At 67.5% G+C, this 25,621-nt stretch carries 31 protein-coding genes; 22 read left to right on the forward strand and 9 right to left on the reverse strand.

Features of this window, described 5'->3' with window-relative positions:
- The 16 genes from A5736_RS20995 to rplO all read left to right on the forward strand — a co-directional run.
- Nucleotides 1–732: DUF4436 domain-containing protein (locus A5736_RS20995; RefSeq protein WP_076248359.1), on the forward strand; the 732-nt coding region annotated here is incomplete at its 5' end.
- A gap of 36 nt (nucleotides 733–768) precedes the next feature.
- A complete protein-coding gene (locus A5736_RS21000) occupies nucleotides 769–1,665 on the forward strand; it encodes a formylglycine-generating enzyme family protein (RefSeq protein WP_076248360.1) in 897 nt (298 codons plus the stop codon).
- A gap of 209 nt (nucleotides 1,666–1,874) precedes the next feature.
- Nucleotides 1,875–2,834 carry a DUF4436 domain-containing protein gene (locus A5736_RS21005; RefSeq protein ID WP_083667622.1) on the forward strand — a complete coding sequence of 320 codons (960 nt, stop codon included), beginning with the start codon at nucleotides 1,875–1,877 and terminating at the stop codon, nucleotides 2,832–2,834.
- Nucleotides 2,835–3,136: 302 nt separating this feature from the next.
- A complete protein-coding gene (locus A5736_RS21010; RefSeq protein ID WP_083667624.1) occupies nucleotides 3,137–3,976 on the forward strand; it encodes a DUF4436 domain-containing protein in 840 nt (279 codons plus the stop codon).
- A 35-nt stretch (nucleotides 3,977–4,011) separates the two neighbouring features.
- Nucleotides 4,012–5,484, forward strand: coding sequence for an HNH endonuclease signature motif containing protein (locus A5736_RS21015; protein ID WP_076248362.1), 1,473 nt, complete (start codon nucleotides 4,012–4,014; stop codon nucleotides 5,482–5,484).
- A 15-nt stretch (nucleotides 5,485–5,499) separates the two neighbouring features.
- Entirely contained in the window at nucleotides 5,500–6,036 is a 537-nt protein-coding gene (locus tag A5736_RS21020; RefSeq protein ID WP_076248439.1) for a DinB family protein, read from the forward strand.
- 175 nt (nucleotides 6,037–6,211) lie between these two features.
- Entirely contained in the window at nucleotides 6,212–6,580 is a 369-nt protein-coding gene (gene rplN / locus A5736_RS21025) for a 50S ribosomal protein L14 (RefSeq protein ID WP_076061527.1), read from the forward strand.
- On the forward strand, nucleotides 6,581–6,898 hold the full coding sequence (gene rplX / locus A5736_RS21030) for a 50S ribosomal protein L24 (RefSeq protein ID WP_076126235.1): 318 nt from the start codon (nucleotides 6,581–6,583) through the stop codon (nucleotides 6,896–6,898).
- Complete coding sequence (gene rplE / locus A5736_RS21035; protein WP_076126237.1) at nucleotides 6,898–7,461, forward strand: 50S ribosomal protein L5; 564 nt, start codon at nucleotides 6,898–6,900, stop codon at nucleotides 7,459–7,461. The genes rplX and rplE overlap by 1 nt, the downstream gene beginning before the upstream one ends.
- Nucleotides 7,462–7,465: 4 nt before the next feature.
- Nucleotides 7,466–7,651 (forward strand): type Z 30S ribosomal protein S14, encoded by a 186-nt coding sequence (locus A5736_RS21040; RefSeq protein ID WP_011739072.1) that lies wholly within the window; start codon nucleotides 7,466–7,468, stop codon nucleotides 7,649–7,651.
- Between the two features lie 19 nt (nucleotides 7,652–7,670).
- Nucleotides 7,671–8,069: a 30S ribosomal protein S8 gene (gene rpsH / locus A5736_RS21045; protein WP_076061534.1), complete on the forward strand. Its 399-nt coding sequence runs from the start codon at nucleotides 7,671–7,673 to the stop codon at nucleotides 8,067–8,069.
- Nucleotides 8,070–8,086: 17 nt separating this feature from the next.
- Nucleotides 8,087–8,626 (forward strand): 50S ribosomal protein L6, encoded by a 540-nt coding sequence (gene rplF, locus A5736_RS21050; RefSeq protein ID WP_076061536.1) that lies wholly within the window; start codon nucleotides 8,087–8,089, stop codon nucleotides 8,624–8,626.
- A gap of 38 nt (nucleotides 8,627–8,664) precedes the next feature.
- On the forward strand, nucleotides 8,665–9,033 hold the full coding sequence (gene rplR, locus A5736_RS21055; protein WP_139333486.1) for a 50S ribosomal protein L18: 369 nt from the start codon (nucleotides 8,665–8,667) through the stop codon (nucleotides 9,031–9,033).
- Nucleotides 9,034–9,055: 22 nt separating this feature from the next.
- Nucleotides 9,056–9,727 carry a 30S ribosomal protein S5 gene (rpsE, locus tag A5736_RS21060; RefSeq protein ID WP_076126241.1) on the forward strand — a complete coding sequence of 224 codons (672 nt, stop codon included), beginning with the start codon at nucleotides 9,056–9,058 and terminating at the stop codon, nucleotides 9,725–9,727.
- Complete coding sequence (gene rpmD / locus A5736_RS21065) at nucleotides 9,724–9,930, forward strand: 50S ribosomal protein L30 (protein WP_076126242.1); 207 nt, start codon at nucleotides 9,724–9,726, stop codon at nucleotides 9,928–9,930. Before rpsE ends, rpmD begins: the two co-directional genes overlap by 4 nt.
- On the forward strand, nucleotides 9,927–10,367 hold the full coding sequence (rplO, locus tag A5736_RS21070; protein ID WP_076126244.1) for a 50S ribosomal protein L15: 441 nt from the start codon (nucleotides 9,927–9,929) through the stop codon (nucleotides 10,365–10,367). Before rpmD ends, rplO begins: the two co-directional genes overlap by 4 nt.
- Here the strand turns inward: rplO and A5736_RS21075 are convergent, their stop codons facing one another.
- A complete protein-coding gene (locus tag A5736_RS21075) occupies nucleotides 10,368–11,294 on the reverse strand; it encodes an LLM class flavin-dependent oxidoreductase (protein WP_076248364.1) in 927 nt (308 codons plus the stop codon).
- A gap of 38 nt (nucleotides 11,295–11,332) precedes the next feature.
- Here A5736_RS21075 and sppA point away from each other — a divergent pair, with 38 nt between their 5' ends.
- Nucleotides 11,333–13,138 (forward strand): signal peptide peptidase SppA, encoded by a 1,806-nt coding sequence (gene sppA, locus A5736_RS21080; RefSeq protein WP_076248366.1) that lies wholly within the window; start codon nucleotides 11,333–11,335, stop codon nucleotides 13,136–13,138.
- Here the strand turns inward: sppA and A5736_RS21085 are convergent.
- Genes A5736_RS21085 through A5736_RS21095 form a run of 3 tightly spaced genes read right to left on the reverse strand, consistent with a single transcriptional unit; the run spans nucleotide 13,135 to nucleotide 15,923 of the window.
- The gene (locus tag A5736_RS21085) at nucleotides 13,135–14,049 is read right to left on the reverse strand and encodes a class I SAM-dependent methyltransferase (RefSeq protein ID WP_076248368.1); all 915 of its coding nucleotides are present in this window, start codon (nucleotides 14,047–14,049) and stop codon (nucleotides 13,135–13,137) included. The genes sppA and A5736_RS21085 overlap by 4 nt on opposite strands.
- 9 nt (nucleotides 14,050–14,058) lie before the next feature.
- Entirely contained in the window at nucleotides 14,059–14,973 is a 915-nt protein-coding gene (locus tag A5736_RS21090; protein ID WP_076248370.1) for a class I SAM-dependent methyltransferase, read from the reverse strand.
- Nucleotides 14,970–15,923, reverse strand: a complete 954-nt coding sequence (locus tag A5736_RS21095; RefSeq protein ID WP_076248371.1) for a class I SAM-dependent methyltransferase — start codon at nucleotides 15,921–15,923, stop codon at nucleotides 14,970–14,972. The genes A5736_RS21090 and A5736_RS21095 overlap by 4 nt, the downstream gene beginning before the upstream one ends.
- Before the next feature lie 97 nt (nucleotides 15,924–16,020).
- Between A5736_RS21095 and A5736_RS21100 the strand changes: the two genes are divergently transcribed.
- Nucleotides 16,021–16,797, forward strand: coding sequence for an SDR family oxidoreductase (locus A5736_RS21100; protein WP_076248372.1), 777 nt, complete (start codon nucleotides 16,021–16,023; stop codon nucleotides 16,795–16,797).
- Nucleotides 16,794–18,008, forward strand: coding sequence for a zinc-binding dehydrogenase (locus tag A5736_RS21105; RefSeq protein ID WP_076248374.1), 1,215 nt, complete (start codon nucleotides 16,794–16,796; stop codon nucleotides 18,006–18,008). Before A5736_RS21100 ends, A5736_RS21105 begins: the two co-directional genes overlap by 4 nt.
- On the opposite strand, the gene A5736_RS21110 is transcribed toward A5736_RS21105, so the two are convergent.
- Nucleotides 18,005–19,039, reverse strand: coding sequence for a dihydrodipicolinate reductase (locus A5736_RS21110; protein ID WP_076248376.1), 1,035 nt, complete (start codon nucleotides 19,037–19,039; stop codon nucleotides 18,005–18,007). The two genes, A5736_RS21105 and A5736_RS21110, sit on opposite strands and share 4 nt — an antisense overlap.
- A gap of 690 nt (nucleotides 19,040–19,729) precedes the next feature.
- Here A5736_RS21110 and A5736_RS21115 point away from each other — a divergent pair.
- Nucleotides 19,730–20,299 (forward strand): TetR/AcrR family transcriptional regulator, encoded by a 570-nt coding sequence (locus A5736_RS21115; protein WP_139333480.1) that lies wholly within the window; start codon nucleotides 19,730–19,732, stop codon nucleotides 20,297–20,299.
- A 7-nt stretch (nucleotides 20,300–20,306) separates the two neighbouring features.
- On the forward strand, nucleotides 20,307–21,539 hold the full coding sequence (locus tag A5736_RS21120; RefSeq protein ID WP_076248377.1) for a cytochrome P450: 1,233 nt from the start codon (nucleotides 20,307–20,309) through the stop codon (nucleotides 21,537–21,539).
- Here A5736_RS21120 and A5736_RS21125 read toward each other — a convergent pair.
- Nucleotides 21,536–22,174, reverse strand: coding sequence for a class I SAM-dependent methyltransferase (locus A5736_RS21125; RefSeq protein ID WP_371328400.1), 639 nt, complete (start codon nucleotides 22,172–22,174; stop codon nucleotides 21,536–21,538). The two genes, A5736_RS21120 and A5736_RS21125, sit on opposite strands and share 4 nt — an antisense overlap.
- A 74-nt stretch (nucleotides 22,175–22,248) precedes the next feature.
- On the opposite strand from A5736_RS21125, the gene A5736_RS21130 reads away from it, so the two are divergent.
- Nucleotides 22,249–23,115 carry an AraC family transcriptional regulator gene (locus A5736_RS21130; protein WP_076126266.1) on the forward strand — a complete coding sequence of 289 codons (867 nt, stop codon included), beginning with the start codon at nucleotides 22,249–22,251 and terminating at the stop codon, nucleotides 23,113–23,115.
- Here the strand turns inward: A5736_RS21130 and A5736_RS21135 are convergent.
- Genes A5736_RS21135 through A5736_RS21145 form a run of 3 tightly spaced genes read right to left on the reverse strand, consistent with a single transcriptional unit; the run spans nucleotide 23,088 to nucleotide 25,605 of the window.
- On the reverse strand, nucleotides 23,088–23,966 hold the full coding sequence (locus A5736_RS21135) for an MBL fold metallo-hydrolase (RefSeq protein ID WP_076248380.1): 879 nt from the start codon (nucleotides 23,964–23,966) through the stop codon (nucleotides 23,088–23,090). The genes A5736_RS21130 and A5736_RS21135 overlap by 28 nt on opposite strands.
- Complete coding sequence (locus A5736_RS21140; protein WP_369805122.1) at nucleotides 23,966–24,628, reverse strand: L-fuculose-phosphate aldolase; 663 nt, start codon at nucleotides 24,626–24,628, stop codon at nucleotides 23,966–23,968. Before A5736_RS21140 ends, A5736_RS21135 begins: the two co-directional genes overlap by 1 nt.
- Nucleotides 24,625–25,605 carry an NAD(P)-dependent oxidoreductase gene (locus tag A5736_RS21145; protein ID WP_076248382.1) on the reverse strand — a complete coding sequence of 327 codons (981 nt, stop codon included), beginning with the start codon at nucleotides 25,603–25,605 and terminating at the stop codon, nucleotides 24,625–24,627. Before A5736_RS21145 ends, A5736_RS21140 begins: the two co-directional genes overlap by 4 nt.
- Nucleotides 25,606–25,621: the final 16 nt, after the last annotated feature.

The following is a 25,621-nucleotide window of genomic DNA, read 5'->3' on the forward strand; positions in this document are numbered from 1 at the left end:
AACGCCACCGGCGACACCGTCGTGCTGGTGCGTCTCGAAAAGCTGGAAACCGTCGCGAATCGCCTCACCGTGAAGGTGCTTGTGATCCCCGAGGATTCCATGTTCGACAAGCGCCTCGACGTCCTTAAGACCGACACCGCGGTGCGTATGGACCCCCCTAACGATCTCGGAGACCTCCAATACCCGGCGGGGAAGTCGCCGGCGCAGGTTGCCACCACGATCGAGGCGCATGGCGATCCGAACAACTGGCCGTTCGACTCCTACAGCACCGACACCCTGTCGGCGGAGGTGCTCGTTGGGCAGGGCGACGCCCGCCAGTACATACCCGCCCGGGTGGAAGTGACCGGGGCGTTGGACGGTTGGGACGTCAGCGTCCAGCGCGTGGGTGAAGCCAGCCAGGAGGCGGATCGCCCGGACAACGTCATCATCACGTTGCATCGCGCTAAGGGGCCGCTGATCTTCGACCTGGGCATTTGCCTGGTCCTGTTCGCCCTACCCACGCTGGCTTTTGCCGTGGCCATTCAAATCGCGCTGGGCAGACGGAAATTCGTGCCGCCCTTCGTGACGTGGTTCGCTGCCATGCTGTTCGCCGTGATCCCGATACGCAATTTCCTTCCGGGGTCTCCGCCTCCGGGCGCATGGATCGACCAGGTTCTGGTGATCTGGGTGCTGATGGCGCTCGTCGCGGCGATGGCCCTGTACATGTTCACCTGGTACCGGCAATCGGACTGAAGCGTTTCGCATAGCCAGCAGTCCTACCCTGAAGGGGTGCTCACCGAGCTGGTCGACCTCCCGGGCGGATCGTTCCGCATGGGGTCGACCAGCTTCTACCCCGAAGAGGCGCCGATCCACACCGTGACCGTCGCCGCATTCGCGGTGGAGCGGCACCCGGTGACCAACGCGCAATTCGCCGAATTCGTCGACGCCACAGGCTATGTGACGGTCGCCGAGCAACCGATCGATCCGACTCTGTACCCGGGTGCGGACCCGGCCGACCTGTGCCCGGGAGCGATGGTTTTCCGCCCGACGCGGGGCCCGGTCGATCTTCGCGACTGGCGGCAGTGGTGGGGCTGGGCGCCGGGTGCGACATGGCGTCATCCGTTCGGTCCCGACGGCCCGGACAGCACCGCCGACCGAGCCGACCATCCGGTGGTCCAGGTGGCCTATCCCGACGCCGCGGCCTACGCGCGATGGGCCGGGCGCCGGCTGCCGACCGAGGCCGAGTGGGAGTACGCCGCGCGCGGCGCAACCACGACGACCTACGCGTGGGGTGAGGAGGAGAAGCCCGGCGGCCGGCTGATGGCCAACACCTGGCAGGGCAGCTTCCCGTATCGCAACGACGGTGCGCTCGGCTGGACGGGGACGTCGCCGGTGGGGACGTTCCCCCCCAACGGTTTTGGCCTCGTCGACATGATCGGCAATGTCTGGGAGTGGACCGCCACCGAGTTTTCCGCGCACCACCGGCTCGACCAACCTCCGAAGGCCTGCTGCGCACCCGCGGGACCCGCCGACCCGGCCGTCAGCCAGACGTTGAAGGGCGGGTCGCACCTGTGCGCTCCGGAGTATTGCCATCGCTACCGTCCCGCCGCGCGGTCGCCGCAGTCACAGGACACCGCGACGACCCATATTGGGTTTCGCTGCGTGGCCAATCCGGTGTCCGGCTAGCAACGTCGTGGCCCGTCGCCGGTCGCGCCCGGCTCGGGTCGCCCGTCCGCCAGGTGAACGGTGGATGTCGGGAGGATGACGGAACCGCCATATGCGGACCGACATGCGATTTCGCCGCGCGGGCGGCGCGACCGTTCGCTAGCATCTGAGGCCGTGGCGTCCCGACGAACTGGATCGCTCCGGCCACTTCCAGACCGGCCCCAGCAACGATGACCACGCAAGCGCGGCCGGCACCCCCCGCGGTCCCGTCGACCGCGCCGTCGGGCAACGGGAAGCCACCGCAGAAGCCGAAACCGTCGAAACCCCGCATCGCGATCGGTTTTGGTGTCCTGGTGACGGTCATTGCCGCCTACGCCCTGTCGCTGCTGGGCGTCCACTGGCTGGAAAGGTCGGAGGGCCCGCTGCCGCCGCTGGATCTAAGCCAGGGCGGGGGCGACGCGACCATCGTGCAGCTGCGCGTCGAGGAGCTGAAGCCGGTCGCACACCGTCTCTCGGTGAATGTGCTTGTGTATCCCGGGGTTTCGGCGTACGACAACCGCTACGACGTGCTGGGCACCGATGTCGCCGTGCGTCTGTATCCGACCAGCGACCTCGGGGACCTGCATTACCCGAAGGGAAAGGCGCCCGCACAACTGAGCACCACTGTCGAAGCGCGCGGTGATCCCGGCAACTGGCCGTTCGACTCGTACCAGACCGAGCCGATCTCGGCCGATGCGTTCGTCGGAGCGGGCGACAACCCCAAGAAAGTGCCCGCCCGCGTCGAAGTGACGGGGGAGCTGGACGGTTGGGACATCAGCGTCCACCGCGTCCACGACCCCGCCGCGCTGCCGACCTCTCGCGCCAGCGACAACGGGAACGTCGTCGTCACCCTGCGAAGGGCCAAGGGGCCGTTGATCTTTGACTTAGGCATCTGCTTGGTGTTGATCAGCCTGCCTACCCTGGCGCTGTTGGTGGCCATTCCGATGGCCCTGGGCAGGAGAAAATTCCTGCCGCCGTTCGCGACGTGGTATGCCGCGAACCTGTTCGCCATCGTCCCGCTGCGCAACATCCTCCCCGGCGCCCCACCGCCGGGCTCTTGGATCGACCAAGCCATCGTGCAGTGGGTGCTGATCGCCTTGGTGACGGCGATGAGTCTGTACATCTTCGCCTGGGTCCGGCAAGGGGATTGATTTTCGCTTGCGCCGGTGTCGGTGCTGTTAAATGCTTGTAAGGGCATAGTTCTACGCGCTGCCAGCAAACAGCACCGTTGATAGCGTTTTACTTCGTGTCGGTGCTCAGAGACTTAGCTGCTGCCGCGGATGATCCGCCAGCCGAGGCAGCGCCGAAGTTCCTCGCGCCGGGAACCGTGGCGCCCGCTACGGGCCCCACCAATGGCAGTCAAGCTCCGCCGGCCCCGCGACCCACTGCGACCCAGCAACAGGCACCGTCGCAGTCCGAGAAAACGGCTCACAAACCGCGACGACGACACCTCGTGCTCGATGTCTCCATCATCGTGGGCGTCGTGGTCGTCTACGTCCTATCCCTGCTCGGCTATCACTGGTTGGCCAGCGCCCCCGGTCCGTTGCCCGACCCGGACGTGAGCACCACCGACAACACCGTGGTGTTGGTGCGCTTGGAGAAGTTGGACACCATCGCAAAGCGCGTCGACGTCAAAGTAGAGGTGCTGCCGGACGATTCGATGGTCGACCATCGCCTCAACGTATTGAACACCGACATGTCCGTGCGTTTCCTCCCGCACAACGACCTGGGAGACCTGCAATTCCCGGCCGGCAAGTCGCCGGCGCGGGTGACCACCACGATCGAGGTGCACGGCGACCCCGGTGACTGGCCTTTCGACTCGTACCGGACCGATACCATCCAAGCGGACGTTCTCGTCGGAAGTGGCGAGAACCGTCAGTACATACCCGCCCGGGTCGAAGTGACTGGATCGCTGGAGGGCTGGAATATCTCGGCCAGTCGAGTCGGGCGGGATAGCCACGACTCGGATCGCCCGGACAACGTCGTCGTGACGGTGAAGCGGGCCAAGGGTCCGCTGGTCTTCGACCTCGGTATCTGCCTGGTGCTCATCACGCTGCCGACGTTGGCGCTGTTCGTGGCCATTCAGATGCTTACCGGCAGAAGACAATTCTTGCCGCCCTTTTCCACTTGGTACGCGGCGATGCTGTTTGCGGTCGTGCCGTTGCGAAACATCCTGCCCGGCACCCCGCCTGCTGGTTCGTGGGTCGACCAAGCCGTTGTGATCTGGGTGCTGATCGCGCTGGCCACGGCGCTGGTGCTGTACATCGCCGCCTGGTACCGGCACTCCAGCTAGGGCGGTTGTCGTAAGGACGTGCCATACTCGAACACATGTTCGATGAACGGCTGCACGAGTACTGGCAGCCCCCGCAAACCGAGGGCTCGCGGGCGCTGGTGGACCGCATGTGCGCGTCGTGGCGAGCCGAGGCCCAGGCGGCCGCGGCTCGGCTGGACGCGATTGGCGAACTGTTCGAGATGCGGCGAGCCCAGCGCGGCGAGCGGCCCGACTGGGCAGTGGACACGTGGGCCGCGGTGGGGGCCGAAGTGGCCGCGGCGTTTCGGATCAGCCTGGCGCTGGCCGGCAGCTTCATGCGGCACGCGCTGGCGATGCGCGAGCGACTACCGGAGGTGGCTGCGGTTTTTCGCGCCGGCGACATCGACTATCGGATGTTCCAGACACTGATGTATCGCACCGATCTGATCACCGACGCCGACGTGCTGGCGGCGGTGGACGCGACCCTGGCCGCCAATGTGGTGCGGTGGCCGTCGATGACCCAGGGCCGATTGGCCGGGCAGGTCGACAAGATCGTCGCCAGGGCCGACGCGGATGCGGTGCGCCAGCGCCGAAAGAGCCAGGGCGACCGCGAGATCTGGATCGGCGATCGGGTCGCGGACGGAGTCTCGGAGATCCATGGCAGCATGCTGACCCCAGATGCGCACGCGCTGGACCAGCGGTTGAACGCGTTGGCCGCCACGGTATGCGAGCATGACCCGCGCAGCCAGCAGCAGCGCCGCTCCGATGCCCTCGGGGCGCTGGCCGTCGGGGCCGACCGGCTGGGATGCCGATGCGGGCGGCCTGATTGCGCCGCCGGAAAACGCCGGCCGGCCTCGCCGGTGGTGATCCACGTGATCGCCGAGCAGGCCACCCTCGACGGTCGCGGTAGCGCCCCGGGCTCGGAGCTGGGCGCCGACGTGCTGATTCCACCCGAGCTGGTGGCCGAACTAGCCAAGTCGGCCAAGCTGATGCCGCTCATCCACCCCAGCGATGCCCCACCCGAAAATGGTTATGTGCCCTCGGCCGCGCTGGCCGATTTCGTTCGGTGCCGGGACCTGACGTGCCGGTGGCCCGGCTGTGACCAAGCGGCCGTCGACTGCGATGTGGACCACACCATCCCCTATAGCCAGGGCGGGCCCACCCACGCGAGCAACCTCAAGTGCTATTGCCGCACCCATCATCTGGTTAAGACGTTTTTCGGCTGGACCGAACAGCAGCTGCCCGATGGCACGCTGATTTTGACCTCGCCCGCCGGCCGGACATATGTCACCACCCCGGGCAGCGCGCTGCTGTTCCCCAGCCTGTGTCGCTCGATGGGTGGCATGCCCGCCGCCGAGGTCGACGTGCCCCAGGATTACTGCGCCGAGCGCACCGCGATGATGCCCAAGCGGCGGCGCACCCGCGCCCAGAACCGCGCAAGCGCCGTCGCCATCGAACGCAACCACAACCGCCGGGCCCGCCTGGAGCGCCAGGCGCTGCTGGCCGGACCCGCCCCACCCCCGGAAGACGACGAACCGCCACCGTTCTAGGTGGAGGATGTTCCCATGCCCGCGCCGCTGCCGCCGCTCGCCGAGGAGGATCACGTCTGCGACGTCTGTGGGATCGCATTCGCCGAGACCCGGATCGACGACGCGGTCGGCGTCATCGCCGGCATACCGGACGCGGCGCGCGATGCCGTGCGCGCGATACCGGCGGAGGTTCGCCGGGTTCGGCCCAGTCCCGAGGTGTGGTCGGCCGCCGAGTATCTCTGCCACCTGCGCGACGTCTACGTCGCCTTCACCATCCGGCTTCACCGCGTCCGCACCGAGGACAAGCCCGCCCTGGAGCCGATGTTCAACGATTTGCGGGCCCGCCGTTTCCGGTACAACGAGTGCGACATCGAAGCCACGCTCGAGGAGCTGGCGAGGGCGGCGGCGGGTTTCCGCGACGAAATCGCGCGGGTGCGCGACGACGGCTGGGACCGCGCGGCCAAACGTTTGCCGGGGGAGGTACGCACCGCGCGGTGGCTGGTGCGCCAGGCGATGCACGAAGGCGTTCACCACCTCGGCGACATCCGCAGAATCGGCGAAATCGCCCGCTGACGGCAATTCGCCGACAATTTGGCTCTGAGCTGGCCGTCCCCTAGACTCTAGGGGTTGCCTTGGGCAGACCTCGGCCGGTGCGAATCGGCCCCGCGTGCCCTTCGGCCACACAGACCGCGCACGTCAGGTTTTGGGTTTCCCCTGCCGTGCACACGCAACCAGGTCAGGAGATCGAGTGATTCAGCAGGAATCGCGGCTGAAGGTCGCCGATAACACCGGCGCCAAGGAGATCTTGTGCATCCGGGTGCTCGGCGGTTCGTCGCGACGCTACGCCGGCATCGGCGACGTCATCGTTGCCACCGTCAAGGACGCCATTCCGGGTGGCAACGTCAAACGAGGTGAGGTCGTCAAAGCCGTCGTGGTGCGCACCGTCAAGGAGCGCAGGCGTCCCGACGGCAGTTACATCAAGTTCGACGAGAACGCCGCGGTGATCATCAAGCCCGACAACGACCCGCGCGGGACGCGTATCTTCGGCCCGGTCGGCCGCGAACTGCGCGAGAAGCGATTCATGAAGATCATCTCGCTGGCCCCGGAGGTGCTGTAGATGAAGGTCAAAAAGGACGACACCGTCCTGGTGATCGCCGGTAAGGACAAGGGCGCCAAGGGCAAGGTGCTCAAGGTCTATCCGGAACGCGGCCGGGTGTTGGTCGAGGGCGTCAACCGGATCAAGAAGCACACCGCGGTTTCCACCACTCAGCGCGGGGCCCGGTCGGGCGGCATCGTCACCCAGGAAGCCCCGATCCACGTTTCCAACGTGATGGTGGTCGACTCGGATGGCAAGCCCGCCCGTGTCGGCTACCGGCTCGACGAGGAAACCGGCAAGCGGGTCCGCATTTCCAAGCGCAACGGCAAGGACATCTGATGACAACCGCTGAGAAGGTGCAGCCACGCCTGAAAGAGCGCTACCGCAACGAGATTCGGGATGCGTTGCACAAGCAGTTCGGCTACGGCAACGTCATGCAGATCCCGACGGTGACGAAGGTCGTCGTCAACATGGGGGTCGGTGACGCGGCCCGAGACGCCAAGCTGATCAACGGCGCGGTCAACGACCTTGCGCTGATCACCGGGCAACGCCCCGAAATTCGCAAGGCACGCAAGTCGATCGCCCAGTTCAAGCTGCGCGAGGGCATGCCGATCGGCGTGCGGGTTACCTTGCGTGGCGACCGGATGTGGGAGTTCCTGGACCGCCTCACGTCAATCGCGCTGCCACGAATTCGTGACTTCCGCGGGCTTTCGCCCAAGCAGTTCGACGGCGTCGGCAACTACACCTTCGGGCTGGCCGAGCAGTCGGTGTTCCACGAGATCGACGTGGACAAGATCGACCGGGTCCGCGGCATGGACATCAACGTCGTCACCTCGGCGACAAACGACGACGAAGGACGAGCGCTGTTGCGGGCCCTCGGCTTTCCGTTCAAGGAGAACTGACTAGATGGCTAAGAAGGCACTGGTTAACAAGGCCGCGCGCAAGCCGAAGTTCGCGGTGCGCGGCTACACCCGCTGCAGCAAGTGCGGCCGTCCGCGCGCGGTGTTCCGCAAGTTCGGGCTCTGCAGAATTTGCCTGCGCGAGATGGCGCACGCGGGTGAGTTGCCCGGCGTGCAGAAGAGCAGCTGGTGACGGGACATAGGACGCAACTATGACGATGACCGACCCGATCGCGGACTTCTTGACACGTCTGCGCAACGCCAATTCGGCGTATCACGACGAGGTGAGCTTGCCGCACTCGAAGATCAAGGCCAACATCGCCCAGATCCTCAAGAGCGAGGGCTACATCAGCGACTACCGGACCGAGGATGCTCGGGTCGGCAAGTCGCTGGTCATCCAGCTCAAGTACGGGCCGAGCCGCGAACGCAGCATCGCCGGTTTGCGCCGGGTGTCCAAGCCTGGCCTGCGGGTGTACGCGAAATCCACCAATCTGCCGCGGGTGCTCGGCGGCCTGGGCGTGGCGATCATCTCGACCTCCTCGGGCCTGCTGACCGACCGTCAGGCAGCCAGACAGGGCGTGGGCGGCGAAGTCCTCGCGTACGTGTGGTGAGGGGTTGAGGAAGAGCAATGTCGCGCATTGGTAAGCAGCCGATTCCGGTCCCCTCCGGAGTCGACGTCACGATCGAAGGCCAGAACGTCTCGGTGAAGGGACCCAAGGGCACCCTGGATCTGAAGGTCGCCGAGCCGATCGCCGTGTCGCGCAACGACGACGGTGCCATCGTGGTCACCCGTCCCGACGACGAGCGGCGCAACCGCTCCCTGCACGGGTTGTCCCGCACCCTGGTCTCCAACCTGGTCACCGGTGTCACCGAGGGTTACACCACCAAGATGGAGATCTTCGGTGTCGGTTATCGGGTGCAGCTCAAGGGTTCCAACCTCGAGTTCGCGCTGGGATACAGCCATCCCGTGGTGATCGAGGCCCCCGAGGGCATCACGTTCGCGGTGCAGTCGCCGACGAAATTCACGATCACCGGGATCGACAAGCAAAAAGTCGGCCAGATTTCGGCGAATATCCGCCGCCTGCGCCGCCCCGACCCCTACAAGGGCAAGGGCGTGCGCTACGAGGGCGAGCAGATCCGCCGCAAGGTCGGAAAGACAGGTAAGTAGCCATGGCGAAATCACAAGCTGCCGCCGTGCGAAAGTCGGTGGGGCAGAGCGTGTCCGAAGCGCGGCGGATCTCGCGGGTGCGTAGGCACGCGCGCCTGCGCAAGAAGATCTCGGGCACCGGCGAGCGCCCGCGGCTGGTCGTGCACCGGTCCGCGCGGCACATTCACGTGCAATTGGTCAACGACGAAAACGGCACCACGCTGGCCGCCGCGTCGTCGATCGAGGCCGATGTGCGCGGCGTGGACGGTGACAAGAAAGCCCACAGCGTGCGGGTCGGTCAACTGATCGCCGAGCGCGCCAAGGCCGCCGGCATCGAGAGCGCGGTGTTCGACCGCGGCGGCTACACCTACGGCGGACGGATCGCGGCGCTGGCCGATGCCGCACGCGAGAACGGATTGAGTTTCTGATGACAACTGGAAGGACCGCATAATGGCGGAGCAGCCGGTCGGCGGGCAAGGCGCCCCAGAGGGCCGCGACGCGCGCGGTGACGGCCGCGATTCCCGTGGCAGGCGCGACGGCGGCGGCCGCGGCCGCGACCGTGACGGCGACAAGAGCAATTACCTGGAACGGGTCGTCGCCATCAACCGCGTCTCCAAGGTGGTCAAGGGTGGTCGGCGATTCAGCTTCACCGCCCTGGTCATCGTGGGTGACGGCAACGGGATGGTCGGCGTCGGTTACGGCAAGGCCAAGGAAGTCCCGGCCGCGATCGCCAAGGGTGTGGAAGAGGCACGCAAGGGCTTTTTCCGGGTTCCGTTGATCGGCGGCACCATCACTCATCCGGTCCAGGGTGAGGCGGCCGCCGGCGTGGTGCTGTTGCGCCCCGCCAGTCCGGGTACCGGTGTGATCGCCGGCGGCGCGGCCCGCGCGGTGCTGGAATGTGCTGGGGTGCGCGACATCCTGGCCAAATCGTTGGGCAGCGACAACGCGATCAACGTGGTGCACGCCACCGTCGCCGCGCTCAAGCTGCTGCAGCGTCCCGAAGAGGTGGCCGCCCGCCGCGGACTGCCGATCGAGGACGTCGCCCCGGCCGGGATGCTCAAGGCGCGACGGGAGAGCGAGGCGCTGGCGAGTGCGACCGCGGCCCGGGAGGCGCAGCCATGAGTCAGCTGAAGATCACCCAGGTGCGCAGCACCATCGGGACGCGCTGGAAGCAGCGCGAGAGCCTGCGCACGCTGGGACTGCACCGGATTCGCCATTCGGTGGTCCGCGAAGACAACCCGCAGACGCGCGGCCTGATCGCGGTCGTGAGCCACCTCGTCGAGGTGGAGCCGGCCGAGGCGGGCGCCGGAGGTAAGACCAAATGACACTCAAGCTGCATGACCTACGGCCCGCGCCCGGGTCGAAAACCGCCCGCACCCGCGTGGGTCGCGGTGAGGGCTCCAAGGGCAAGACCGCGGGCCGTGGCACCAAGGGCACCAAGGCCCGCAAGCAGGTGCCGGCGACCTTCGAGGGCGGGCAAATGCCGATCCACATGCGGCTGCCCAAGCTGAAGGGGTTCCGCAACCGGTTCCGCACCGAATACGAGATTGTCAACGTCGGGGACATCAATCGGTTGTTCCCCAAGGGCGGTGCGGTCGGTGTGGACGACCTGGTGGCCAAGGGCGCGGTTCGCAAGAACGCGTTGGTCAAGGTTCTCGGCGACGGCAAGCTGACCGTGAAGGTCGACCTGTCCGCGCACAAGTTCAGCGGCAGCGCACGCGAGAAAATCACCGCCGCCGGCGGTTCGGTCACCGAGCTGTAGTCAGCGCAGCTGCGGAATCACCTCCGCGGCAAGGCGTTCCATCTGCGCGCCGTTCTCCGCGACATCGGTGGCGACGGGGTTGAGTAGCAGCATCTCCGCCCCGGCGTCGATCACCTCGCGCAGTCCGCGTGCCACGTCGTCGGGGGTGCCCGACACCGGAACCGCGTCGATGCCGGACATTTCGCCGTAGATGCGGCGCAGCCCGGCGAGCACCCGTTCACGCGCCCGCGCGGCATCGTCGTCGATCATCAGATAGACCCGTTTGCCGATGGTGAAGCGCGCCGGGTCTTTATGTTGTTCGTCGAGTTCGCGGCGCAGGATGCCGACGGCTTCGGCGAACGCTTCGGTGGTCGAGGAGCCCGCACCCAAAAACGAGTCGCCGTGGCGCACGGCCCGGGCCAGCGCCTTGGGAGCGAGGCCGCCGAACCAGATCGGCGGGTGAGGCCGCTGCACCGGCTTGGGCTGGATGGGAAGGTCGTCGACGTCACGGAACCGGACGTGGAAGCTCACCCGGGGCTCGTCGGACCAGGCCGCCTTCATCAGGTCCAGGCCCTCGGTGAAATAGCTTATGTAGGTTGACTTCTCGACGCCGAACGCGGCGAACCTGCGAAATCCGCCGCCGGGTGCGACGCCGACGTCGAGGCGGCCGTGGCTGAGCCGGTCCACGGCGGTAACGGCCGAGGCCAACTGAAGCGGATCATGCAGCGAGGACACCAGCACCGCGACCCCGAGGCGCAGTCGCTCGGTGCAGGCCGCGCAGTACGCGAGCAGCTCCAGCGGCGCCAGCAGCGGTGCATCGCCGATGATCTGCTCGAGCACCCAGCCTCCCTCGAACCCAAGTTCCTCCGCGCGCGCGAGATACAAGCGCAGCCCGGCGTCATCGAAGCCGTCGAAGTCGAATTGGGGGATGGCGATCGAGAACCTCACCCCACCACCGTACGGCGGCTCATCGGTAGGCTGCGATCATGTTCGGCTTCCTGCCTTCGCTTCCCGGCATCGCACGGTGGGGGGACGAGGTGCGTGCCGTGGCCGGCCGCATCGATACCGCGCGCCACCACGGCGTGCCCAATGGCTGCGTTCTCGAATTGAACTTGCGCACGGTGCCGCCGGAAAGCTCGGGCTTCGACCCGCTGGCGTTCATCACCGGGGGCGGCCGGCCGATGGCGCTGCGTGACGCCGTCGCCGCGATCCATCGGGCCGCCGCAGACTCGCGGGTCGCAGGACTGATTGCCCGCGTGCAGCTTGCTGCGGCGCCGCCGGCGGCGGTTCAGGAGCTGCGGGAAGCCGTCGCGGCCTTCACCGCCCGCAAGCCGTCACTGGCGTGGGCCGAGACCTATCCGGGGACGCTGTCGTACTACCTGGCTTCGGCATTCGGCGAAGTGTGGATGCAGCCGTCGGGCAGCGTCGGCCTGGTCGGCTTCGCCAGCAGCGTTACCTTCCTGCGGGACGCGCTCGACAAGGCCGGCATCGAAGCCGAGTTCGTCGCGCGCGGCGAATACAAGTCGGCGATCAACCGATACACCGAGGGCGGGTTCACCGAGGCTCACCGCGAAGCCGTCACCCGGATGCTCGAAAGCCTGCAGGACCAGGTGTGGCAGGCGGTCGCCGAATCACGCAGCATCGATTCGGGTGCGCTCGACGCCCTGGCCGACCGGGCCCCGCTATTACACGATGACGCCGTCGCCTCCGGTCTGGTCGACCGGATCGGCTTCCGCGACGAGGCCTACGCGCGGATAGCGGAACTGATTGGTGTGGAAGGCATTTCGCCGGAATCCATCGACTCCGATGAGAACGCTCCGCCGCGGCTCTACCTGTCGCGGTACGCCGGCGCGGCCCAGTCCAGGTTGGCCCCGGCCTTGCCGCCGATTCCCGGCCGCCGTCCCAAACCCACGCTCGCCCTGGTCACCGTCGCGGGCCATATCGTAGACGGGCGCGGCGGGCCCCAATTCCTGCCCTTCGGCGCCGCGGCCGTCGGCGGCGACACCATCGCGGCGGCACTGCGCGAGGCGGCCGCCAACGACGCGGTGTCCGCGATTGTGCTGCGAGTGGACAGCCCGGGCGGCTCACTCTTCGCCTCGGAGACCGTCTGGCGCGAGGTGGCACGGGCCCGCGCACGCGGCAAACCGGTGGTGGCGTCCATGGCCTCGGTCGCCGCGTCCGGCGGCTACTACATCTCGATGGGCACCGACGCGATCGTGGCCAGTCCCGGCACGATCACCGGGTCCATCGGTGTGTACAGCGGAAAGTTCGTTGTTCGCGATCTGAAGGGGCGGCTGGGGGTGGCCTCGGATACCGTGCGCACCAACGCAAATGCCGATGCCTGGTCGATCGACGCGCCGTTCACGCCGCAGCAGCGGGCCCATCAGGAGGCCCAGGCCGACGTGGCCTACGCCAACTTCGTGGAGCGGGTGGCGCAGGGGCGCAAGCTGAGCGGCGAAGCCGTGGATGCCGTGGCCCGGGGGCGAGTGTGGACGGGTGCCGACGCCTTGGAGCGCGGGCTGGTCGACGAACTCGGCGGCCTGCGAACCGCCATACGCCGAGCCAAGTTCCTGGCCGGCCTGGACGAGGACACCGACGTCCATATCGTCAGCTACCCGGGCTCGTCGCTGCTGGACTTCGTGCGACCCCGCGCGTCGTCGCAACCTGCCGCGGCGTCGCTGCCCGACGCGCTGGCCGCACTGCTGGGCCGGTCGGTTGCCGGCATACTCGAGGACGCCGGGCGGACGATGACCGGCACCCACGTGCTGTGGCCGGGGGAGTGGCGCTTCTAGCCGATGAGGCCGCCGCTGATGAAGATGATTTCGCCGAGCGGGTCGTCGTTTTCGGGAGGGGGTACGTCGATGCCGTTGCGCTGGAACAGTTCGGTGCGCGTCACGCCCTCGACGTCCCACCCCGACGTCCGCAGATAGTCGACGACATGGTTGCGTTGGCCGGTATACACCAGCGACCCCATGTCGATGTCCACGCCGTGATCCCGGAAGGAACCGGACATCTCCCGGGCCCGCTCGACATCGAAATCGATGATGCCCGGCACGAATTCGGTGGCGATAGTGCTCCCCGGCGCACTGAGCGCCGTGATGTTGTCGAACAACCGGTCCTGGGCCTCCGGCGGCAGGTAGATCAGCAGGCCTTCCGCCAACCAGGCCGTCGGCGCGGTGGTGTCCAGCCCGGCCGCCCGGAGCGCCGCCGGCCAGTCACCGCGCAGGTCGATGGCGACGGTGTGCCGGGTGGCGGTGGGCTGGGCCCCGATGCCGGCCAATGTGGTGGTCTTGAACTCGATCACCTGGGGCTGGTCGATCTCGTAGACGACCGTGCCGCCGGGCCACGGCAGCCGGAAGGCGCGCGAGTCCAATCCGGACGCCAGGATCACCACCTGACGAACGCCTGCGGCGGTGGCGGCGAGGAAGTAGTCGTCGAAGTACTTGGTGCGCACCGCCATTCCGTCGATCATCGCCTGCATGCGCACCGGCGAGGCGTTTTCGATCGCGTCGAAGTCGAGCTCACCGTCCATCATCTTGGTGAACAAGTCCACCCCCACCGCGCGCACCAGTGGTTCGGCGAACGGGTCGTTGATCAAACCGCGCGGATCCTTCGTCGCCATGGCGCGGCCGGCCGCGACCATCGTCGCGGTCACGCCCACGCTGGACGCCAGATCCCAGTGGTCGTCATGAGAGCGTGGCACGACGTAACTCTACTGCAGCGTCGCGGCCACGTAGCTCAAGTCACCGAACGCGGCGGCCATCGCGTCCTCAGGGAACTCAAACCCGTTGCGGGCATACAATTCCCGGGCGGGATGGGCAATCACCTGCCAGCCGTGCGTTGTCAGGTAGTCGACGACGACGTTGCGCTCGCCGCGGTAGAACAGGTCGGCCGCGTTGAGGTTGAAACCGAAGCGCTGCCACCGCTCGGAGATACGCTGCAACCGCTCGTCGGTAAACGCGTTCGGGTCGGGTACGTGTTCGGTGGCCAGCCGGCTGCCCGGCGCGCTCAGCGCGGTGATGCTGTCGAACAGTCGATCCTGGGCCTCCGGGGGCAGATAGGGCAACAGACCTTCGGCGCTCCACGCCGTCGGCTGCCCGACGTCAAAGCCGCTCTCCCGCAACGCCGCCGGCCAGTCGCCCCGCAGGTCGATGCTGACGGTGCGGCGTTCGGCGGTCGGGTCGGCGCCGAGGCCGGCCAGCGTGTCGGTCTTGAAGGCGATGACCTGCGGCTGGTCGATCTCGTAGACCACCGTGCCCGCCGGCCACGGCAGTCGGTAGGCCCTGGTGTCCAGCCCGGACGCCAGGATCACCGCCTGCCGCACACCGTCTTTGGTGGCGCCGATGAAGAAGTCGTCGAAAAACCTGGTGCGCACCGCGATCTGCTCGCGGCGCGCCTTGCGGTTGAACAGCGGGTCGTCCTCAAAATCGAGCTCGCCGTCGATGATGCGGACGAAGGGGTCCAACCCCACGGCGCGGACCAGGGGGTCGGCCAGTGGATCGTCGAGCAGCGCATCGGGTCCCTGCGACGCCACGGCGCGCGACGCGGCGACCATGGTCGCGGTCGCTCCCACGCTCTGCGCAGGTCCCCAGGTGTCGCCGTCGCTGCGTCCCGAGTCGACCGTCATTTCAGGTACCCGCTCACGTAAACCATGTCGCCCATGCGCGTGTCGTCGTCCTCGAAGGGTGGAAGTCCGTTGTCCGCGAACAGCTCTCGAATGGTGATTCCGTTCAGTGCCCAGCCGCGATCGGCCAGATAGGGAGCCGCTTCGTTGCGTTCACCGAAGTAGACCAGCCCCGCCATGTCGAGATCGAAGCCGTGCGCACGCCAGCGCTCGGCGATGCGTTGCATCCGTTCCTTCAACTTGTCCTCGTCACCGGGCTGCGGGTTGGGCGCGCTCTCGGTGGCGAACCGGCTTCCGGGCGCGCTGAGTTCGGTGATGGTGTCCAGCAGGCGGTCCTGCGCCTCCGGCGGCAGGTAGCCAAGCAGACCCTCGGCGCTCCACGCGGTCGGCCGGGCCGGGTCGAATCCGGCGGCGCGCAGTGCGGCGGGCCAGTCGTCGCGCAGATCGACCGCGACCGTTCGCCGCTCGGCGGTGGGCGCGGCCCCCAATTCGGCCAGCGTGCGGGTCTTGAATTCGATGACCTGGGGCTGGTCGACTTCGTAGACGATGGTTCCGGCCGGCCACTGCAGTCGGTACGCGCGGGAATCCAGGCCCGACGCCAGGATCACGACCTGCTCGATGCCCGCGTTCGTCGCGTCGATGAAGAACTCGTCGAAGAACTTGGTGCGCACCGCCATGTTGTCGGCCATCCGCGACATGGCCCCGGGGGACCCCGCGGATTCCGCGGTGCCGTCGTGCACGTCGTTCAGATCGTCGGGGCTCACCTCGCCGGTCGCCAGCCTGGTGAGAAGGTCGACGCCGACCGCTCTGACCAGCGGCTCCGCGTAGGGGTCGTCGATCAGCGGGCGGTCGTCCCGGCTCGCCACCGCCCGCGCCGCCGCGACCATCGTCGCGGTCACGCCGACGCTGGACGCCAGGTCCCAGGTGTCACCCTCATACCTCGTGGAAGTCATCTTCTCCCCCTACCCGGATGTAGTCAGTCTAATATTTAGCCAATATAACAAGCGTCAACCACTGTACGCCTATTCCATTTCGCGGCAACCTTGACTGATGGCATACGCGGCAGCGGGTAAACGGGTGCTCATCACCGGCGCGTCGTCGGGTCTGGGGGCGGCCCTGGCGCGACAGCTCGCGGCCCGCGAAGCGGTGGTGGGACTGATCGCCCGAAGGCGCGCTCGCCTCGACGAGGTGCTGGCCGACTGCCGGCGGAGCACGCCGGACTCGGCGATGTGGGTGGCCGACCTGGCCGACACCGCCGCCCTGCGCGCCCTGGCGCTGCGTGCGTGGGACGACCTCGGCGGCATCGACGTGCTGATCAACAACGCCGCGATGCCGAAGCGTCGGCCCGTCACCGACCTGGATCCGGGCGAGGTGGAGAACGTCATGCGGATCAACTTCTTCGCGCCGATGCGCCTGACGCTGGAGCTGCTGCCGCGGATGCTGGCGCGCGGCTCGGGCCTGATCGTCAACGTGTCCAGCGTCGGCGGCCGGCTCGGCATCATTCACGAAACCGCTTATTGTGCAAGCAAATTCGCGTTGTGCGGCTGGAGCGAGGCGATGGCCGTGGACCTATACGGCACCGGGGTCTCGGTGAAGCTCATCGAGCCCGGGCCGGTCGACACCGAGATCTGGGATCAGCCGGGCAGCGAGGAGCCGCTCTACCAGGGGCCCAAGGTGCCCGCCGACGAGGTGGCCGAAGGGATCATCGACGCCCTGGGCAGCGACACGTTCGAGCACTACGTGCCGGACATGAAGGCCGTGGTGGACGCCAAGAACGCCGACCTCGATGCGTTCATAGCGGGCACGGCCGCGATGGCGCCGCGGTGAAGGCGCTCGTCTACGGCGTCCCGCCGGAGCCGTCGCCGGGACCCGACGACGCACTGACCCACAGCCCGGTCGCACTGCAGGAAGTCGCGGATCCGCAATTGCCGCATCAGGATTGGGTGCTCACCCGCCCCCGCCTGACCGGCATCTGCGGCTCGGATTCCAAGCAGATCCTGATGGACTTCGGCGAGGACGATGTCGACAACGCCATGGCCGCGTTCTGTTCCTTCCCCCAAGTCATGGGCCACGAGGTGGTCGCCGACGTGGTCGCCTTGGGGCCCAAGGCACGCGGGCTGGAGATCGGGCAGCGGGTCGTGCTGAACCCGTGGCTGTCCTGCGGACCGCGCGGCATCGAACCGCCTTGCCCCGCTTGCGAAAGCGGCGACTACAGCCTGTGCTGGAGCTTCACCGACGGCGACATCAAGCCCGGCATCCACACCGGGGTGTCCGCCGATGTCACCGGTGGATACGCCGAGCTGATGCCCGCCCACGACAGCATGCTGTTCGGCGTTCCCGACTCGATTCCCGACGAGCTGGCGGTGTTCGCCGACCCGTTTTCGGTGTCCTTGCACGCGATCACCCGCCACCCGCCGCCGCGCTCGGGGCGGGCGCTGGTGTACGGGGCCGGCTCGCTGGGGCTGTGCGCGGTCGCGATCCTGCGGGCGCTGTATCCCGAGGTGGCCGTCGCCGTGGTGGCGCGCTTCGATGCCCAGGCGGAGTTGGCCCGACGGTTCGGGGCCGCCAAAGTGCTGGCGCACGAACCGCGTCTGGCCGTCGTCGAAGAGCTCGTGGCCTGGGGCGGTGGCCGCCTGCGCCAACCGCTGCAGGGTCTGCCTATGGCCTTCCCCGGACCGATCGACGTCGTGTACGACACCGTCGGCAAGCCCGAGACGTTCGAGGTCGGGGTGCGCGTCCTGCGCTCCCGAGGCACGTTGGTGAAGGCCGGCGTCCACGCGCCCGGCCGGTGGGAGTGGAGTCCGTTGTATTTCAAGGAGATCAGCTGGGTCGGGTCGAACGCGTTCGGGATCGAGGAGGTCGCAGGGCGGCGTCAGCACGCGATCGCCCACTACCTCGACCTGGTCCGCGCCGGCCGGGTGGACCTGGGGCCCATGCTGACCCACACCTTCCGGCTCGAACAGTGGCGCGACGCCTTCCTCGCGATCGCCAACCAGGGCGAGAGCGGCGCCGTCAAGGTCGCGTTCGACCAGCGCTAGACCAGCGCACCCGGGGATCCGGTGATGGGCAAGTCGATCGGGGTGATGACGCCCGGTCGTGCGTCGCACAGGAACGGGATGGCGTTGACGGCCGCGACGGCGGTGCTGTCCATCAGCACGGTCATGACGTCCTCGCCGGGGTGGCCGAACCGGATCGTCGCGTCGACATACGGCTCGCCTTCGATCACCACGCTAAAACCCTTGGGGTCGGTCCATTTTGGCTCGAGCGCGTCGTCGCTCATGGTCCAGCAGATGGCCAGCTCGACCACCGGGCGACCGCCGCGAAGGCCGCGATACGTACGGCGTTGACCCCCGGCGGTGCCCGCGGCGTAGTCCACCCAGCCCAGATTCAGATCCCGGGTGAGCACGGCGGGCTCGACGAACGCCTCCTTGGAATCGAGTTCGGTACCCAGCATTGCGGCGATCATGTCCAGCGTCTCGAAGTAGCCGAGGCCGTAGCGTTGCCTCGCCGGGTCGAGGTGTGTCACCGGCTCGCGGGGCGGTTTGCCGAATCCGAGGACCTTCCACACGTCTTGTACGGGATAGGTGGTGCAGTCCAGCGTTTCGACGAGCTTGACGCTGCGCACCCGCGCGCAGGCGCCGGTGAGGAAGCCGGCGACGACATTGATGAAGCCCGGCTCGAATCCCGTTCCCAGGAACGTCGCTTGGCCCTGTCGCGCCGCCTCTTCGAGCGCCAGGAGTTCGACCGGGTGATGGGTGCCGGTCACGAAGTCGCCCGTGGTGACGACGTTGATGCCGCGGCGCAGCATCGTTTTCACCAAGTCGTAGTCGATGGCACGCGGCATGTAGTTCACGCAGTCCGGCGCGAGGTCGAGCAACGCGTCGACATCGCTGGTCGCGGTGACTCCCGTAGGGGGCCGGTCCGCGAGTGTCCCCGCGTCGCACCCCACTTTGTCCGCACCCAGGGCATGGACGCCCACCACGTCGAAGTCTTCGCGGTCGAGCAGGATGCCGAGCGCTCGCTTGCCGATGTTGCCGGTGGACCACTGAACCACGCGGTAGGGTGCCATGGCTCACCGTAACCGGTGACCACATCCAACCAGCGCGATTTCCCAGTTACAAAGTTGTCGACTCGCCGGGAGGCGCAACTTTCGGACCCAGAAGTTACCCACAAACTTGGCCCATCTGTCCGTCAATGGGGCTCGCCCCCTCGCAATGGCCCAGATGGTACCTGCGCACGGGGTTAGCTTTGTCGATGCAAGCCTGATGGCCTGCGGGTTCGGTGATGCTGGCACAGGGATCGTCGGCGTGTGCTTGTGCTGGTGGCATGCAGAGTGGTGCCAGTGTTATGGCTGCTGCCGCCGACACGCCCGTTATTGCCCTCTTCATCAGTTCTTCCCTTTCTGACCCCCGATGGGCGCAGTGCGACAGTGCATCTGGAGTGGTGACAGTAACGGCGTATTAGTTTCGGCAAGTTGCGTCGATGTGAAGACTTTGGGACGCGCGCGGAGTAATCGCGCCTGGGCGGCGGCTGTCACCGCCTCCCCTGCCGACACCGCTGGTTACCGCGCTGTTGGGCCGCCCCTCTTCGGTGCGCGGCGTTTCGCGCACATCGGGACTAGCACGCCCGCGTCGCAGCCCACTTTGTCCGCGCCGAGTGGCTCAGTGGTCAACCGGGGAGCCGTGCTTGACGAGCGGAGGCGAACATTGTTCTAATCTGAATACTGTTCGAAACCGAACGCTGTTCGAAAGGGGGGCGTGTGGCGGCGGTGTCCAATGCGCCGGTGCTTCGCTACGGGGCCCTGGACCGGGCCCACCTGACGAAGCACTTGCTGCGACTGGCGAAGCGCGTGGGCGTCAGCCGGGTCACGATGCGCGAGCTGGCAGCGGAGGCCGGCACGGCGGCCTCGTCGGTGTACTACCACGTTCGCGACAAGCGGGAACTGCTCGATCTGCTGATCGAAGCGGTGCTCGCACAGATCGAGGTTCCGGAGGAAGGCGACTGGGAAGCACGTTTGATCGCGCTCTATGCCAGGGCGTGGAAGGTGCTGGTCGGCGTGCCCGGGATCGCGGCTCTGCTGCAGGAGCATCCGCACACCACCGCGGCCACCGCGATGGATCTCGCCTCTCGCGAAATTCTGCGCGAATCCGGCTTGACGGCCGAGCATTTCGAGGCGGCGCACGCGGCGTTGTACATCCACCTACTGGGATCCGTGCAACTCGAGCACAGGCGCCGCGCGGGTGGCGCGGCCCGAGGGGTCGACGACAAGGCGTTTATGTACGGATTGCGCCTCATCATGGCGGGCCTGCGCGGCGAGCTCGAAAAGTGAAGCGCACATGACAGACTCGGCAATCGATCTCGCCGAGCCGTCAGTGTGGGCCTCGCGCTTTCCCGACGACATGTTCGCCGAGTTGCGCGCCAGCACGCCGGTGTTTCATCAGCATCTCACCGACCGCGTCAGATCCACTGTGGGCCGCGAGTTTTGGGTGTGCACGAAACATGCCGATGTCGCGCGAGTGCACCGCGATCACGAGTCGTTTACGGCGACCCGCAGACCGCTGATTCAGGACGTAGCGCTGTTCGATTCCTATCCGGCGATCGTGAGCATGGACCCGCCGGATCACACGATTCGGCGCAAGGTCATTGCCCGCGCGTTCACCCGACGCGCGGTGGCCAAGTTGGAGGAAGGCATCCGGGCTCGGGCCAAGACCATGGCCGCTGCCCTGCGCGAGGCCGGCGGTGGTGAGTTCGTCGATCTGGCTGCGGGATTGCCAATCTCGGTGATCGGCGACATCGTCGGGATTCCCGATTCCGACCGCCCGCATGTATTCGGCTTGATCGACCGGGTGTTGAAGACTGCCGGCGCGCAGATGTCCGTGCCCGACGGGGATGACTTGCTCCCGTTCATGGAGCTGTTCCAGTACGCCAGCTCGCTTACCGCTCACAAGCGTGATCATCCCGTGGACGACATATGGAGTGCGTTGTGCACCACGGAGATCACGGAAGAATCGGGCGAGAGCTTCTTGCTGCCCTCCAATGAACTCGAAATCTTCTTCTTCATCCTCGGCTTGGCCGGCGCCGACACGACTCGAAACGCGCTGTGCGACGGCATGCGCGCCTTCGCGGCGAATCCGGACCAGATCGCAGTCTATCGATCCGACCCGGATGCGCGGCGGACGGCGGTCGAGGAGGTGATCCGTTATTCCACGCCGATCATGTTTTGGGTGCGTGGAGCAGCCATGAATGTCATGATCGGCGACGTCCTGATCCCCGAGGGTGCGCGCGTGGTCACGATGTTGCGCTCGGCCAACCGCGACGAAGACGTCTTCGAGGATCCATACCGGTTCGACATTCGCCGCGACCCCAACCCCCACCAGTCCTTCGGCGGGGGCGGCGCTCATCACTGTCTCGGTGCGATGCTTGCGCGGGCGGAAATCCGGGCCGCCCTCGACGAGATCTTGCTCAACACCGGCGCCATCGAAGTCGCGGAGCCGAGGATGACGCTCCCCGATCTCTGCAACAACATGACCGTATACGAATCGCTCCCGGTCAGTCTGGGCCAGCGCTAGGCGGGACGGGTCGCGCGATAGTAGGTGAGCTGTCCGACCACGCGTTGCCGATGCGTGGCGACTTCGGTGCAGTCGAAACCGGCACCGCGCAGCAGGCGCGGAATCGCGTCGCCGAGATTGGCGGCGGCGTGCGGACTACGCCTGATGAGCCGCGCCAGCACGCCGCCCTGGGCGGCCGTGTCGCCGCCGATATCGACCAGGTGCAGCCTGCCGCCCGGGCGCAGAACACGGAAGATCTCCTCCGCCGCAGCGGTTTTCGCGTCGTCACTCACATGGTGCAGCATCATCGACGACAGCACCCGGTCGAATTCCCCGTCGGAGTACGGCAGCCGCTCCGCATAGCCGCGCTCGAAGCGGATCCCGTTCGTCTTTCTCCGCGCCCGGTCAAGCGCCCGCGGGTCGGGGTCGCACCCAACCGCGTCCAAGTGAGGGTAGTCGCGTTTGGCCCGAATGATGAGATTGCCGGTGCCGCAGCCGATTTCCAGGACACGACGGCAGTCGGCGAGCTCGGCGTGCGCGATCAGAGACTCGTGGACCCTTTTCATGCCCAGCAGGCGTGAGATCAGGTCGTAGCAGGGCAGCAGCGCGTCGTGGCCGGCGGCGGGCAGGTAGTCATGTGGATGATGTTTCGTCACAGCATCCATGGTGAACCGGTGTACTGACCGAGAATTGGGCGATCATCGGTGAAAGTAGGACTATCTTTGGCTACATGACGCGGCCGGCTCGGATGGTTCGGCAGCGTGCGGGCGTGCCGATCTATGAGTACCGGACCGATCCGGATACGCCGCCGGTGTCGGTGGTGCGGTCGGGGCCCGAGGATTTCGTCGAGCGCGGTCGCCACATTCACGACTTTCCCGCGCTTTGGTACCTTCCCGCGGCCGGGCTGGTCCATGTGGCGGCCGCGGGTCAGGTGCTCGACCCGGAGCGGCTCGAGCATCGAGACGCCGGGGTCGCCGTGTTCTTCGACCCCGCCGCGCTGGGTGAAGACGCGCGGTCGCCCTGGCCGGCGTGGCGGGCGCACCCGCTGCTGTTTCCGTTCCTGCACGGCCAGGTCGGCGGGATACTGCGCCTGGATGTTCCCGTGGCCCGGCGGGCGGCGTGGGATGCGGCGATCCGCTCGATCGAAGCCGAGCTGCTTGCGCGCCAGGACGGCTATCGGCAGGCGGCGCTGGCACATCTGACCCTGTTGCTTATCGACCTCGCGCGGCTGGCCGGGCCCGTGGTGGCCGAGCTGCGGCGCAGCGGCGAACCGCTGCTGGCCGAGGTGTTCGACGTCATCGACCGGCGTCATGCCGAGCCGTTGTCGCTGCGCGACGTCGCCGACGAACTCGGCATGACCCCGGGACACCTGACCACCGTGGTGCGCCGCCGCACCGGGCGCACGGTCGGGGAGTGGATCACCGAACGCCGGATGGCCACGGCTCGCGCGTTGCTCGCGGAAACCGACCTGCCGGTCGCGGAGGTTGCCAGGAGGGTCGGCCTGCCCGATCCCGGTTACTTCAGCCGGCTATTCGGCCGGGCGCACGGCGCCTCGCCCCGCGAATGGCGTCACAGGGATTCGATGTCCAGCCAGTAGTCGACGTCGAAGCGATCCTCGACGGCGCGAATCGTCGCACCACCGCGGCCGGCATAGTGCGCGGGTATCACGGCGGCGTTCGCGCGGGCGGCCTCGGTGAATATCCGGCGACGGGTGACCGCGGCGGCGGGGGCGTCCACGTCGAAGGCGCAGGCGTCGTCGGGACGGCGCAGCTGCAGCGGGCTGTGGGTGAGATCCCCGACGAAAACCGCGGGCCGACCCGCGTCCAGCCAGAGCACCGACGAACCCGGCGTGTGGCCGGGCGCGGGCCGCAGCCGCATCGACTCGCTGATCCGATAGTCATCCGACCATTGCACGATCTGCCCATCGACGGGCAAGACGCTGTCGGCGAACACGAGTTGATTGCCGGGCTCCTGGCCCGCGGGTCCGTCCGGCGAGAAGTGGTGGTAGTCGGCGGCCGGCACCAGGTACCGGGCGTTGGGAAACGTCGGCACCCAGGCGTCGTTCTCGCGCATGGTGTTCCAGCCGACGTGGTCGGAATGGATATGGGTGTTGACCACCACGTCCACCGCGCTGCGGTCGATGCCCGCCGACCGAAGCGCCGCCAGGAACCCGGTGTTCAGGTGGTCCAGGAACGGCATGTGCGGGCGCTCGCGGTCGTTGCCGACGCCGGTGTCCACGACGACGGTCAGCCCGTCGACCTCGATGACCCAGCTCTGGACCGCGGCGTGCCACTGATCGGTGTCGGGATCGAAGAAGTCCGGCACCAGCAGGTCGGCGTTGTCCCGCCACCCGGACGGCGGGGTCGCGGGGAAGAACCGGATACCCAATTCGAGCGGAAGTTCCAGTACCCGCGCCACGCTCGCGCGGCCGAACCGGACCCGGCCCATCAGGCGTTGGCGCGCAGGTAGCCGTAGACCATCCCAAAGTTGCGGTTCACATCCTCGGGGATATCCACCGGCCCACCGAGAGCCCTTGCGCCCCAGACGATTTGCGCGGTGCGCTCAACCAGCGCGGTGATGTGCATGACCTTGTCGGGGCGCGGTCCCACGGCCACCAGGCCATGATTGGCGATCAGCGCCGCGCCCCGGCCCTCGAGCGCCTTCACCGCATTGAGGCCCACTTCTGGTGTGCCGGACGCGGCGTATTCGCTGCACCGAACGTCGCCGCCGCAATAGACCGCGAACTCGTCGATGCAGGCGGGAATCGGCTCGTGGGCGATGGCGAACATCGTCGCCCAGACGGGATGGCTGTGAATGACGCTGCCGATGTCGTCGAAAGCCCGGTAGCAGGCCAGGTGCAGCTTCATCTCCGACGACGGCGCCCGGCCCTCCGCGGCCTTCAGCACGGCGCCCTCGGGATCGACGAGCACCAGGTCGTCGAGTTGCATGTCCCGGTAGTCGACAGACGACGGCGTGATGACGATGTTGCCGTCGGAGCGCCGGGCCGAGATGTTGCCGGCGGTTCCCTCGACCAGGCCCCGGCGCAGCATGTCCTTGGCGGCGTCCAGCACCGCGGTTTCCGGGTCGGCCACGTATTTCACGGATGTCATGGCCCTAGCACCTCCGGGTTGACGATATTGGCGGGTGTCTTGCCGGACAACAGCGCTTCCAGGTCGTCGGCAACCATCTGCGCCTGCCGAGCCTCAGTGTTCCACGTGGCACCCCCGATGTGCGGGGTCAAGACGACGTTGGGCATGCCCACCAGCGGGTGATCGGTCGGCAGCCATTCGCCGACGAAGTGATCCAGGCCGGCGGCGGCCACCTTGCCGGCGCGCAGGGCGTCGACGAGCGCGTCGGTGTCGTGCAGCTGAGCCCGCGCGGTGTTGAGGAAGACCACGCCGTCGCGCATGGCCGCGAACTGCTGGGCGCCGATCATCCCGGCCGTGTCGTCGGTGACCGGCGCGTGCAGCGAGACGACGTCGGCCTCACCCAGCAGTTCGTCCAGGCCGTGGCGGGCTTCGTCGTTGTACGGGTCGTAGGCGATGACCCGCATGCCCAGCCCGGCCAGCCGCCAGCGCAGCGCGCGGCCGACGGCACCGAGGCCGACCAGCCCGGCGGTGAGCCCGGCGATCTCCCAGCCGCGGAACCGCTGATACGGGATGATGCCGTCGCGAAACATGTTGCCGCCGCGGACATCCGCGTCGGCCGTCAGCAGGTGACGGGTGGCGGCCAGTAGCAGCGCCAGCGTCATCTCGGCGACCGCGTCGGCGTTGCGCGCCGGGGTGTTCAGCACCGGGATCCCGGCGGCGGTGGCGCCGGGGACATCGACGTTGTTGGGGTCGCCGCGGGTGGACGCGACGGCGCGCAAGTCCAAGTCGAACACCGGGCCGCGGACCGAGTCGCTTTCCACCACAACCACATCGGCCGCCTCGGCGGTGATCCGCTCGGCCAGCTGCTCCGGGCCGTAGATGCGCAGCGGGCTCTGGTCGATCCACGGGTCGTACACCACGTCGGCCAGCTCCCGCAGCTTGGCGAACCCCGGTCCACGCAGCGGGGCGGTCACCAAGGCGCGCGGTCTTGACGTCACGAACCCCAATGCTGGC

Source organism: Mycobacterium sp. SP-6446 (genome assembly GCF_001954045.1).
Taxonomy (GTDB): Bacteria; Actinomycetota; Actinomycetes; order Mycobacteriales; family Mycobacteriaceae; genus Mycobacterium.